We start from the raw sequence: 12,745 nt of genomic DNA on the forward strand, positions 1-12,745 counted from the left end.
TATGAGACTGTTTAAGCGCTATATCCCCGGTATGATTGCTAAACACGTGAGTCGATTATTCAAGGGAAGAATTTACATCTATGGAATTGGCAAATTTGAATTCGATAACGGCAAATTGATTTTGCCGGATCGTGCCGAAGCCCGTCATTTTCAGGCGGTCAAAGAAATCAACAGCGAAATCATGAAACTGCGCTGTGCCTATGCATAAAATGAATTAAAAAGGTAAAAGGGTTGGCCACTGGCCAACCCTTTTACCTTTCTAATGGTTTAATCCGCATACACTGTTCGCTTTGCCAAATCAGGCAAATGGCCTTTTAGTCCCAGGGCACGCTTCATGATCTCATCTTTCGCGCCGGGCAGCTGGCCTGCCAGTTTCATTCCCAGACCACGAATCAGCTTCTTCGCCGGATTGTTCCCGTCAAACAGATCGCGGAATCCCTGCATCGCAGCAATCATCTTCGCCGCTTCGGCTTTGCGCCAGCGCTCGTAACCACGCAGGTTACGACGCACACCGATATCTTCTCCCTGACGCCACAGCGTATACACCTCTTGCGCTAAGCTGGCGGCATCCAACAGCCCGAGATTCACGCCTTGCCCTGCTAACGGGTGAATGGTATGCGCCGCGTCACCAACCAGAGCAATACGCTGGGCGATGAAATCACGGGCATAACGCATCTTAAGTGGATACGCTGCCCGCTCGCCACGGGCTTCACACAACCCCAAGCGGGCATCGAACTCGGCGGTGAGCACTTTGTTGAATTCACGATCCGACAACGCCATCAAGCGCTCTGCCCGGCTGGGATCGGTTGACCAGACAATCGAGCTAAGATGTTGATCTTGCAAAGGCAAAAATGCCAGAGGCCCATTCGGTGTGAAGATCTGCCGTGCGACACTGTCATGAGTGTCCGCGGTATAAACATTGGCCACGATCGCGCTGTGACCATAATCCCAGTGGGTCAGAGGAATATCCTGTTGATGACGAACCCAAGAATTGGCGCCATCAGCTCCGACCACCAGCTTGGCAGTCAGTGCCTGTCCGTTGTCCAGTGTCAGCCAGGCTTCGCGTTCACTGACGGCCAGAGAGTGACAGGTGGCGGGCATGTATAACGTCACATTGTTCATCTGCTGAACCTGCTCCAGCAGGGCCAACTGAATCACACGGTTTTCAACGATGTGTCCCAGATCCGGCTGCCCCAGCGCATTCGCACTGAATTCGATCCGGGCGAAGCTGTCCTGTTCCCACACTTCCATCGCGGAATACGGCGACAATCGTCGCCGGGTGATGCCTTCCCAAACACCCAGATTACGTAAAATAGTTTCACTGGAACGGCTCAGTGCGGACACGCGCACATCGGGCAATTCCGCCAGAGATTCATCCGGAGTCCGACCTTCGATGACCGCTATCCGTAGATCGCTGTCCTTAAATGCGGCAGCCAGAGCTAACCCCACCATACCACCACCCACAATGGCAATATCAACGCTCTGCATCATGTTTTTACCTTAATCCGTCTCCGTTAGCGGTCGACCAGTCCGAGCGTTCGTCTCAGCAAAGGTGCCTTGATCGCCGGGATATTGTCCATCGCAGCCAGGCCAAGATTGCGTCCCAGACGCAATGTCAGCCAATCATTTGAAAATATGTGTACCAGTGACGTCGTCAATTGAATGGTACGGTTCCGATCGTCATGGCGACGCTGACTGAACGCCGCCAGCACGGTGTAGCGTCCGACATCATCAAGCGAGTTCAGCAGTTCTTCAGCCAGGCTAGCAACATCGCGAATGCCCAGGTTGAACCCCTGCCCGGCGATGGGGTGCAAAGTTTGCGCTGCATTACCAACAATAGCAAAGCGGTGACTGATATTAGCCTCCCGGTAACGCAGTAATAGGGGATAACTCGCCCGGCTTCCCACTTTTGAGAATTTCCCCAAACGCCAGCCAAAGTCGCGTTGCAGCTCAGCAAGGAACTGTGTGTCATCCAAAGCCAGAACGCGCTCAGCCTGTTCGGGCGGCATACACCAAACCAACGACATTCGTCCTTCACTCATCGGTAGCAACGCCAGTGGACCATGCTGGGTAAAGCGTTCAAACGCACGCCCCTGATGAGCCTGTTGACACAGCACATTGGCGATCAATGCCACCTGACCAAAATCATGCTCTTGAAGCGGCAGCCCCAATTGCTGGCAACAAGTGGACACCGCGCCATCTGCTGCCACCAGCAGCCGGGTTTTGAGCTGTGTTCCGTCCCGAAGTGACACCAGAGCATGGCTGTCTGTGCGCTTAACATCGGCCACGGCATTCGGACAAAACAGGGTAATTTGCGGACACTGGCTGATTTTTTGCTGGTAGAGGCGGCCCACATCCGCCAACTCGACCACATACCCCAGAGCGGCCAATCCCAGCTCTTGGCGATCAATGTCCGTCATACCTGCGTGGCCACGGTCAGACACATGAATGTGTGCAATCGGAGTCACCACGTCAGCAAGCGTCTCCCATAAGGCAAACTGCTTGAGTGTCTCAACCGTACCATGCGACAGCGCAATGGATCGCGAATCGAATCCCGGGTGGGCTTGATGATCGGTGTGAAACGGTTCCACAATCCCAATAGACAGTTGCTGATTACTGAGATGATCCAGTGCAAGCGCCAGAGTCATCCCGGCCATTGCACCGCCAGCAATCACTACATCAAACGGCTTCATCCTGGTACCTGCTTAGTGAATGGTGGGCGTACTCTCAGGCGCCGGCCGGCTACCCAGTTCCGCATGGATGGTCAGTACGCAGGCTTTAATATGTTCGACCACCTGAAGCAGCAGCTGTGCCTGCTCACCTAAATCGTCATCTTCATCAATGCCAAGACGGGCAATCTCTTCCATATCCGCCAGCGCTTCTTTCACATCTGCCGACGCATTCTTCAACCCGGCGTTCACCAGCCCCAGGCCGGAGATAAAATGGTTGACCCAATCGGCAACCCCGTCCGCCAGATCAAACAGGCTGGCGCCTGCATCATCATCCGGCAAAAGCAGTTCCATCTCCAGGCTGGTGCCGGTCATCTCTTGTTTGCTTGCTTCCAGCACAGATTTGGCCACCAACAGCGCACCGCTTGGCCAGCCCATACCATCGTTAGTGTAATCAAACAGCAGCGGCTGCCAACTGTCATCATTTAAACTTAATCCGCCACTGAGCATCCCTGTGAGCAGACCATGCAGTTCCGCTGGGTTGACAGCCAGTCCGGCCGATTGAAGTTCAGTGGCAGCGCCGAGGTAGTCAGGGAGTGTAGTTTTGCTCATGGGAAGCCTAATTGTGACAAATAAAGCTAATCCTATCACTTCGCACCCAGAGCGAAAACGTTGAGTTCCTTAAATGTGGGCAGCTTTTGTGCAAATTGCCCAAATCCTGTGTTGTTAGGCTTTGTTTTGCTCAATGGTCAGTGGAAAAGCTTGAATCTTAAAGGCGCTTTTCCTATAGTTTCCTCCTCGGTGGCGCATATTCCACCGACCCAATAAGGCGCGTAAAGAGTTCATCAAACATGAGTAATCAAGCGGTTGAAATTGAAGTACTGGGCAAACTGACTCGGGTCAATTGTCCTCAGGGACAGGAAGAGTCATTGCTGAGAGCGGCCGATGACCTAAATAACCGTATCCATGAAATGACCTCTCGCACCAAAGTGACCAATGAAGTGCAGTTGTTAACCATTGCCGCACTGAACATTTGTTACGAATTGCAATCTAAGAATGAAGAAGCGCTGGATCGTCAAGCGCTGACAGAGCGGATGGAAAAGCTCTCCATAACACTCGATGAAGTGTTAAATAAAGTGAAGCCAGGACAGCAGTAGCTTTTACCAGACGACCAAATTTACCCTGGAGTGTGCGTCAGCAGGATGTAAGTCCCTGAGCCGATAAGCAATACCTAAGGGTTAGTACTTGGTAGCTATTGAGCAAGCTCGGCCCGTACCGAGAAGCCTACGGTTATCATTGCTGATCCGCCTTGAACCAGCTGGTTCAAGGGCCACAATCCTCAACGGCACTCTGGGGTATCCTATCGATACCAAGAACAATCTCAAGGTAATTGGTATGAACCTTTCAAGGCAGGACTTTCGCCGCCAGATACGCGAAAGACGCAATCAACTTTGCAGTGACACCCAGCGTCTGGCCGGACTCGATCTGGTGAAACAATTTTCTCAATTGCCAGAGTACCAAACCAGCCAGCACATTGCCCTGTATCTCTCCACCGACGGTGAACTGGATACCCGCCCCTTGATCGATGCGCTGTGGGCCGAAGGCAAAGAGACCTACCTGCCTGTTCTGCATCCTTTCTCTCCCGGCCATCTGTTGTTCCTCCGCTATCGCGCTGACAGTCCGATGGTGTTCAACAAATTCGGTATCGCTGAGCCGAGACTGGCCCAACAGCACATTCGGCCAGTTCAGCAACTGGATCTGATCTGCACTCCCTTGGTGGGATTCGATTCACGTGGTCACCGACTCGGTATGGGCGGCGGCTATTACGACCGGACGCTTGAAAGCTGGTTTAAAACCGGTCGTGGTCCCCGGCCTGTGGGTCTGGCGCACGACTGCCAGCACGTCGAACAGCTACCGATTGAATCCTGGGATATACCACTGCCCAAAATAGTGACCCCAAGCCGGATCTGGCAATGGGAATCCACCGGCAATGAGGCTATAATCGCGCCGCGATAACACTTTAACTCAAGCATTCAGGAGATGGGCATGACTCAAGATGAAATGAAAAAGGCCGCGGGTTGGGCTGCGCTGAAATATGTTGAAAAAGACAGCATTGTCGGTGTCGGTACCGGTTCTACCGTGAATCACTTCATCGATGCACTGGGCTCAATCAAAGACGACATCCAGGGTGCCGTGTCCAGCTCAGAAGCTTCTACCGAAAAACTCAAAGCACTGGGCATCGAAGTGTACGACTGCAACGATGTGGTCAAACTGGATGTCTATGTGGACGGTGCCGATGAAATCAACCCGTCTCGTGAAATGATCAAAGGGGGTGGTGCAGCGCTGACTCGCGAAAAGATCGTCGCCGCCATTGCCGATAAGTTTATCTGTATCGTTGATGACACCAAAGCCGTGGACGTGCTGGGACAATTCCCGCTTCCTGTGGAAGTCATTCCGATGGCCCGTTCGTACGTGGCCCGTGAATTAGTGAAACTGGGTGGCGATCCGGCGTACCGTGAAGGGGTCATCACCGACAACGGCAACGTGATTCTGGATGTGCACAATATGCAGATCACGCATCCGAAAGACATGGAAGACAAAATCAATGCACTACCAGGGGTCGTGACTGTCGGTTTGTTTGCACACCGCGGCGCAGATGTGGTCATCACCGGCACCCCACAAGGTGCGAAAGTCGAAGACTAAAGCACATGATTTCCGTCATTTGATTACAAACGGCACCATTAGGTGCCGTTTTTTTTACTTTTCTCTAGAAAAAGCATGGCTTATTCCGTAATTTTCTTACCCAAAGTGATTTTTTTTTGTTACTTTAATGTTCAGAAGACGCACAGGGAAAACGTTTGCGTCCCGATAAGATGTGCTCTGAAACCTGAGTTTTAGTCACTTTTATACACTGTGCGCCAGTTAAGCCCCCTTTCCCCATTTAAAGGATGAACATAATGGCCAAAGTTTCGTTGGATAAAGAGAAGATCAAAATCCTCCTGCTGGAGGGTGTGCACCCGTCTGCCGTCGAGGTGCTGCAAGCTGCCGGTTACACCAACATCGAATATCATAAAGGCTCCCTGCCTGAAGACGAGCTGCTGGAAGCTGTCAAAGATGTGCACTTCATCGGCCTGCGTTCCCGTACCAACATTACTCAGCAAGTGATCGACTCGGCAGAAAAACTGGTGGCTATTGGCTGTTTCTGTATCGGTACGAATCAGGTTGATCTGAATGCGGCAGCAAAACGCGGTATCCCCGTCTTCAACGCCCCATTTTCCAACACCCGCAGCGTGGCCGAACTGGTACTCGGTCAGGTTCTGTTGTTGCTGCGCGGCATTCCTGAAAAAAATGCCCTCGCCCATCGTGGGATCTGGAAAAAAAGCGCTGACCACTCCTTTGAAGCGCGCGGCAAGCGCCTGGGTATCATAGGCTACGGCCATATCGGCACCCAACTTGGCATCATCGCTGAAAACCTGGGGATGCGTGTTTATTATTACGACATCGAAAACAAACTGTCGTTAGGCAACGCAACGCAGATCCACACCATGAGCGAACTGCTCAACAAATGTGACGTGATTTCCCTGCACGTACCAGAAACGCCAGAAACCAAAGACATGATGGGCGAAGCTGAATTCGCACGTATGAAACCGGGCGCGATATTTATCAATGCGGCGCGCGGCACGGTCGTGGACATTTCAGCACTGTGTCACGCTCTGGAGTCTGGCCATTTGGCTGGCGCAGCGATCGATGTGTTCCCGGTGGAGCCGAAAACCAACGCCGATCCGTTCGAATCGCCACTGCAAAAATTCGACAACGTGATTCTGACACCGCACGTAGGCGGCTCAACTCAGGAAGCGCAGGAAAACATCGGGGTGGAAGTCGCCGGCAAACTGGCGAAATACTCAGACAACGGCTCTACATTATCGAGCGTCAATTTCCCGGAAGTGTCACTACCAGAACATCGCGGTACGTCGCGTCTGCTGCATATTCACACCAACCGTCCGGGTATCCTGACTCAAATCAACACCATCTTTGCGCAGGACGGCATTAACATCGCAGGTCAGTATCTGCAAACATCGGCAGACATCGGTTATGTGGTGATTGATGTTGAAACCGAACGTTCAGAAGAGGCATTGGCCAAACTAAAAGGCATTGAAGGTACCATCCGTGCACGGATCCTGCACTAAGCTAATGCTCTAACCGTAAAAAGGCCACCTGACGGTGGCCTTTTTTGTTGGTCGCGATATGAGTCAGATAAAACACGCTAAGCTTTAAGCGCTCGCTCACCACGGGCAATCCCTACAACACCGCTACGCGCCACTTCAATCACATCGGTAACTTCGGACAATGCGGCAATGAAGGCATCGAGTTTCTCGGCCGTTCCCGCAATTTGAACCGTGTACTGTGAAGCGGTCACATCAACGATCTGACCACGGAATATATCGGCAGTCCGTTTCACTTCCGCCCGGGCGAAACCACTCGCTTTAACTTTCACCAGCAGCAGCTCACGTTCGATGTGCTCCAGCTCCGACACCTCCTGTACTTTCAGTACATCGATCAACTTGTGAAGTTGTTTCTGGATTTGCTCCAACTGCATTTCGTCAGATGTGGTGGTGACGTTCAGACGCGATAACGTTTCATCATCCGTTGGGGATACATTCAGCGATTCGATGTTGTACCCACGCTGAGAGAACAGACCAACGACCCGAGACAGAGCACCCGGCTGGTTTTCCATTAACAGTGAAATTATGTGTCTCATATCAGGTTCTCTCCGTTTTGCTCAGCCACATCTTATCCATACCCTCGCCTTTGATCTGCATCGGATACACGTGTTCGGTTTCATCCACATTGATGTCGACGAATACCAGACGATCTTTCATCGCCAACGCTTTTTTCAGCCCAGCTTCGAGTTCGTCCGGCGTCGAAATACGGATACCGACGTGACCGTACGCTTCTGCAATCGCAGCAAAGTCCGGTACTGAGTCCATATACGAGTTGGAGTGACGCCCCTGATAAATGATGTCCTGCCATTGCTTGACCATACCGAGGAAACGGTTGTTAAGGTTGATAATTTTCACCGGAATGTCGTACTGCATCGCGGTTGACAGTTCTTGTATGTTCATCTGGATACTGCCGTCACCGGTCACCACCACAACTTCTTCGTCCGGCTTGGCAAATTTAACCCCAAGACCGGCAGGAAAACCAAATCCCATCGTGCCCAGACCGCCGGAGTTGATCCAACGCCGCGGCTTATTGAACGGATAATACAGCGCCGCAAACATCTGGTGCTGACCCACATCAGAAGCCACATAAGCATCACCGTTGGTCAGTCGATGCAGCGTTTCTATCACCTGTTGGGGTTTGATACGCTCAGGAGAAGTTTCATAAGCCAGGCAATTGCGATCACGCCACCCTTGAATATCCTGCCACCAGCTTTGCAGTGCGTCAGCATCGTTCGTGCCGCCTTGTTCAACCAGTAGTGTCAGCATGGTGTCCAAGACTTTCTCGGCCGAACCAACGATAGGCAGATCGACCCGCACATTTTTTGAGATGGACGACGGATCTATATCAATGTGCATCACTTTGGCATCCGGGCAGTATTTCTCCAGATTGTTGGTGGTGCGGTCATCAAAGCGCACACCAATGCCGAAGATCAGATCGGCATTGTGCATGGCCATGTTGGCTTGGTAAGTGCCGTGCATCCCCAACATACCCAAAGAGTTATGGTGTGTGCCCGGGAAAGCGCCAAGCCCCATCAAGGTACTGACCACCGGCAGGTTCAATACTTCTGCCAGTTTAAGAATTTGTTCGTCGGCGCCGGAAATCACCGCGCCGCCACCGATGTACAGCACCGGTTTTTTCGCATCCAGGAGCGCTTTTAAAGCCTTTTTGATCTGACCTTTGTGGCCGGATGTCGTCGGGTTGTAGGAGCGCATTTTGATTGTCTCCGGATAGGCATAAGGCAATTTAATCTGCGGACTCATCACATCTTTCGGCAGATCGATCACCACAGGGCCTGGACGCCCCGTTGACGCAATATAGAAGGCTTTTTTAATTGTTTCGGGGATATCTTCCGCATTTTTTACCAGGAAGCTGTGCTTCACCACCGGACGGGACACACCGACGATATCGCACTCCTGAAACGCATCGTTGCCGATCAGGTTCGTTGGCACGTTGCCTGAAATCACGATCATCGGTACAGAGTCCATGTAGGCGGTCGCTATGCCGGTGATGGTATTGGTTGCTCCTGGGCCGGAGCAGACTAACACGACGCCTGGTTTGCCTGTTGCACGAGCATAACCATCGGCCATGTGAGTCGCTGCTTGTTCATGGCGAACCAGCACGTGTTTGATTTTGTCGGTTTTTTCATGCAGAGCATCGTAGATATCAAGCACCGAGCCACCTGGGTAACCAAAGATCTGCTCTACGCCCTCTTCGATCAGAGACTGGACGACCATCTCTGCGCCGGACAACATTGCCATATTTTTCTCCTTACCAGCATCCAATCACGCCAGGTCAGCGCCATTGTTCTGGTTTTACATAGTCTAGGTCTTATTCGTAGCCTAATTCGAAATACGTTCACTCTTTCGGCTATGCCTCGTTTCTGTCATAACAAAAACGAGTGAGCTCCCACTGTAGCGTGTAATTCCTGAGCGGTCTAACGTGACAAAAGTCACACCATCAACAACATGCTTAAAAAGAGGAAATTATAAGAAAAGGATGTCACAAAGAAGAAAAAATACGGGGGTTATGATTAACACTTCGCCAAAAAAAAGAATAAAATTCCACAACACAACCACCAGATTCACACGCATGAAAGAAAGAGCCACGCCCAATCTGCAAACAAGCAATAAAAAATCCTCCCACAGCAGTCACGCTGAGCAGGAGGATTTTTTATCGGATTAACCAGCTTGAGTGCAGGTTTTTATCTCTTTTTTGAATTCTCAGTGTACATTTCGTCGATTTCATCCTGATATCGGTCATGGATGACTTTTCGACGCAGTTTCTGCGTCGGGGTCAGTTCACCGTCATCCATTGAGAAGGCTTTCGGCAACAATTTGAATTTTTTCACCTGCTCAAATTTTGCCAGCTCTTGTTGCAGGACGGCGATGCGCGCTTCGAACATGGCAACAATCTGATGATGTTTGATCAGCTCCATTCGATCATGATACTTAATGTTCAGCTCTTTCGCGTGCTGCTCCAGGCTATCAAAACACGGTACGATCAGCGCCGAAACAAACTTGCGCGTATCGGCGATCACGGCAATCTGCTCAATAAAATGGTCTTTGCCTAACGTGCCTTCGATCATTTGCGGGGCAATGTATTTACCACCGGATGTCTTCATCAACTCTTTGATCCGGTCGGTAATAAACAAGTTCCCCTGCTCATCAATCTGCCCAGCATCGCCAGTTTTCAGGAATCCATGCTCGTCAAAGCTTTTTGCCGTTTCTTCCGGCATTTTGTAGTAACCGCGCATGACCATAGGTCCGCGGACTAAAATCTCATTATTGTCACCGATTTTCACCTGCGCGCCCGGCATCGCCATGCCGATGGAGTCAGGGTTAAAACAACGATCGTCCCAACAGGAGACGGTCGCTGTGGTTTCGGTCATACCGTAACCGAGTTTGACGTTGATGCCCATTGCATGGAAAAAGCGCCCGATGGTCTCATCCAGTTTGGCCCCCCCACACGGCATGAAATTAATTCGTCCGCCGAGCAGATCGCGCAGTTTAGACAGCACCAGTTTATCCGCCAGCTGATAAGATTTTTTCAGCAACAGAGACGGTTGGCGATTCTGTTGCTGACAGAGCGACATTTTGGCCCCCATATTGACCGCCCAGGTGAACAGTACTTTACGGAGAAAGGGCGCTCGCGCGACTTTTTCGTGAATCGCAGAGAAGATTTTCTCGTAAAAACGGGGAACCGCACACATCACGGTCGGGCGAACTTCACTCAGGGCATCACGCACCTGCATAGTGTCCTGCAGATAACAGTTGGTTGCCCCTTTGTACAAGACGTAAAACGTCCAGGCGCGCTCAAAAACGTGTGACAAAGGCAGGAAGCACAGTGATACGTCCTCCTGAGTGAGACTCAGACGCAGATCATGCCCTTCCAACTGGGCACCAATGTTCGCGTAGTCGAGCATCACCCCTTTGGGCTGGCCGGTGGTACCAGAGGTATAAATCAGCGTGAGTAAGTCATCCATACACGCCTGCTCCAGGCGTTGTTCCAACTCAGCTTGCTCGCTCTGTCCGCCCTGTGCCATAAAGCGTTCCCAGCTCAGCGCTTGCGGGCAATCTCTCAAGTCGACGTCATCCGACATGGCCACGATCAGTTCCAGCTGCGGACACCGATCCAGGAGATTTAATGCCGCATCGTATTGCGCCTGTTCACCGACAAACAGTACGCGGGCATCGGCATTGTCAACGATGTACGCGGACTGCGCCGCCGTATTGGTCGGGTATATGGGTACCGGCACCGCGCGAACTTGCAACGCGGCCAAATCAGCAATGGTCCAGCGCGACATGTTGTTGGAGAAAATCGCCACTTTGTCCTGTACCGCGATACCCTGTGCCAGCAGCGCGCGTGACAACTGATCGATTTCGACCCCCAGTTGTGTCCAGCTGATGCCCTGCCATACAGCGCCATCTTTCTGCTTCAGAGCAATGCGTGCGCCACCCTGAGCAATCTGAGCGCGAATACGTTTAACAATGTGAAAATCTAAATTGGCCATGCTTTGTACCTTTGGCTTACACCTGTAAGCTTTTTTTGAGCGCACAAGTGTACAATCAAGGCCAGAAAAGGCAACTGACAGACGTCAAAGTTAGCCACCTAAATAGTAAAAAACCTTGAACGAAGAGCTCCGTTCAAGGTTTTTACCGTCAGTTTGGTGCCAAAATTGCCTTACGACAATGCCACCACTTCGCCACAGATCATCATCAGTTGATCGCGCATCCAGATATGACCTTTGTCTTTTTCACTGGATTCATGCCAGCTCAGATATCCGCTGATATTGGCGTTCTCAAACGGCAACGCCAACATCTGCAACTGGTCTTTGTTGGCGGCATTTTCCACCATCCAGCGTGGCGCGATCGTTACCAGTTCAGACTGCCCAACAACGTACAGCACATTACTTAAACTGGTGCCCTCGTAATAAGGCTGACAATCCATTTCACGGTATGCCTGCTCGGAAAAACTGCGTTGACCGTGAATCTTCGACAATTTGGCGTGTTTCTCTGCACGCAGTTGTTCTGCGCTCACCTCTCCTTGAACACGAGGGTGCGCTTTGGCGGCAACGACCACCAGCTCGTCCTGAAAAATCTCAGTGCTGGAGAAGCCTTGATCATCAAAACGGGCGTAATCAATAACAAAATCAATTTCCTGATAACGCATACGTTCGGCCAGCTTACGGTCGAACTCTGCATCCAGATGCAGCTGCACATTCGGTGCCTGTTCATGCACGGAAGTCATGATCTTAGGCGCAAAGCGCATGTCACAAGGGCTGCAAATCGCCAGTTTGAACAGACGAGTTGACGTTTCAGGAGAAAAAATCGAGCTTGGCAGCTCATTGCGGATCAGCTGTAATGCCTGACGAATCGGACCAAACAGCTGGCGAGCGCGTTGTGTGGGTTGAATACCACGTCCCTGACGCATGAACAATTCATCATTAAACATCACTTTCAGACGAGCAACCGCGTTACTGACCGCTGGCTGAGACATGCCCAGATTGTGCGCGGCGCGAGTGATGTTTTGTTCCTGCATCACGGCATCGAATACCGTCAACAGGTTAAGGTCTACCCCACGTAATGTGCTTTCCATTCGGTAGCTAGCAATAGCGCTCATTGCATCTTTTTTTTGTAACATTGATTACGCCTCTTAATGGTCGTCGATAGCTCTAGGTTTGTTTTGGGTTGGAATAGATAACCTGTCGTTTTTATATTTATCGCCCCGATAAGAGTGGAGCGACACTTACTATCAGCGAATCAATCGAGGTTTAGCAACTAGATTGATAATTAATCAGTATTTTTTATCTGCATAACAATAAATTCCTTAAAAATCAACAATATAATCTTTTT

At 51.1% G+C, this 12,745-nt stretch carries 12 protein-coding genes and 1 other RNA gene; 6 read left to right on the top strand and 7 right to left on the bottom strand.

Going from position 1 to position 12,745, the window contains the following annotated elements; genetic code table 11:
* Position 1 precedes the first annotated feature (1 nt).
* Entirely contained in the window at positions 2-208 is a 207-nt protein-coding gene (locus CAG64_RS22280; protein WP_021706903.1) for a DUF1107 domain-containing protein, read from the top strand.
* Positions 209-267: 59 nt separating this feature from the next.
* On the opposite strand, the gene CAG64_RS22285 is transcribed toward CAG64_RS22280, so the two are convergent.
* The 3 genes from CAG64_RS22285 to CAG64_RS22295 are packed head-to-tail and all read right to left on the bottom strand — an operon-like array spanning position 268 to position 3,281.
* Complete coding sequence (locus CAG64_RS22285) at positions 268-1,491, bottom strand: FAD-dependent 2-octaprenylphenol hydroxylase (protein ID WP_161489027.1); 1,224 nt, start codon at positions 1,489-1,491, stop codon at positions 268-270.
* A 23-nt stretch (positions 1,492-1,514) separates the two neighbouring features.
* The gene (gene ubiH / locus CAG64_RS22290) at positions 1,515-2,693 is read right to left on the bottom strand and encodes a 2-octaprenyl-6-methoxyphenyl hydroxylase (RefSeq protein ID WP_161489028.1); all 1,179 of its coding nucleotides are present in this window, start codon (positions 2,691-2,693) and stop codon (positions 1,515-1,517) included.
* A 12-nt stretch (positions 2,694-2,705) separates the two neighbouring features.
* Entirely contained in the window at positions 2,706-3,281 is a 576-nt protein-coding gene (locus tag CAG64_RS22295) for a YecA/YgfB family protein (RefSeq protein ID WP_021706900.1), read from the bottom strand.
* Positions 3,282-3,520: 239 nt separating this feature from the next.
* Between CAG64_RS22295 and zapA the strand changes: the two genes are divergently transcribed.
* From zapA to serA, 5 genes are all read left to right on the top strand, one after another.
* The gene (gene zapA / locus CAG64_RS22300; protein ID WP_021706899.1) at positions 3,521-3,826 is read left to right on the top strand and encodes a cell division protein ZapA; all 306 of its coding nucleotides are present in this window, start codon (positions 3,521-3,523) and stop codon (positions 3,824-3,826) included.
* 19 nt (positions 3,827-3,845) lie between these two features.
* Positions 3,846-4,030: non-coding RNA, 6S RNA (ssrS, locus tag CAG64_RS22305), on the top strand.
* Positions 4,031-4,064: 34 nt separating this feature from the next.
* Positions 4,065-4,685, top strand: a complete 621-nt coding sequence (locus CAG64_RS22310; RefSeq protein WP_161453186.1) for a 5-formyltetrahydrofolate cyclo-ligase — start codon at positions 4,065-4,067, stop codon at positions 4,683-4,685.
* 30 nt (positions 4,686-4,715) lie between these two features.
* Positions 4,716-5,372, top strand: a complete 657-nt coding sequence (gene rpiA, locus CAG64_RS22315; RefSeq protein ID WP_161489029.1) for a ribose-5-phosphate isomerase RpiA — start codon at positions 4,716-4,718, stop codon at positions 5,370-5,372.
* A 254-nt stretch (positions 5,373-5,626) separates the two neighbouring features.
* Positions 5,627-6,856, top strand: coding sequence for a phosphoglycerate dehydrogenase (gene serA / locus CAG64_RS22320; RefSeq protein WP_161488554.1), 1,230 nt, complete (start codon positions 5,627-5,629; stop codon positions 6,854-6,856).
* Between the two features lie 77 nt (positions 6,857-6,933).
* On the opposite strand, the gene ilvN is transcribed toward serA, so the two are convergent.
* The 4 genes from ilvN to leuO all read right to left on the bottom strand — a co-directional run bounded on the left by ilvN (position 6,934) and on the right by leuO (position 12,533).
* Positions 6,934-7,428 carry an acetolactate synthase small subunit gene (gene ilvN / locus CAG64_RS22325; RefSeq protein ID WP_021706895.1) on the bottom strand — a complete coding sequence of 165 codons (495 nt, stop codon included), beginning with the start codon at positions 7,426-7,428 and terminating at the stop codon, positions 6,934-6,936.
* Between the two features lies 1 nt (position 7,429).
* On the bottom strand, positions 7,430-9,151 hold the full coding sequence (locus CAG64_RS22330) for an acetolactate synthase 3 large subunit (RefSeq protein ID WP_021706894.1): 1,722 nt from the start codon (positions 9,149-9,151) through the stop codon (positions 7,430-7,432).
* Between the two features lie 443 nt (positions 9,152-9,594).
* Positions 9,595-11,403, bottom strand: coding sequence for an AMP-dependent synthetase/ligase (locus CAG64_RS22335; protein WP_161488555.1), 1,809 nt, complete (start codon positions 11,401-11,403; stop codon positions 9,595-9,597).
* 170 nt (positions 11,404-11,573) lie between these two features.
* A complete protein-coding gene (gene leuO / locus CAG64_RS22340) occupies positions 11,574-12,533 on the bottom strand; it encodes a transcriptional regulator LeuO (protein WP_021706892.1) in 960 nt (319 codons plus the stop codon).
* Positions 12,534-12,745 lie beyond the last annotated feature (212 nt).

It is taken from the genome of Vibrio sp. V38_P2S17PM301 (assembly GCF_009904845.1).
Lineage (GTDB): Bacteria > Pseudomonadota > Gammaproteobacteria > Enterobacterales > Vibrionaceae > Vibrio > Vibrio proteolyticus.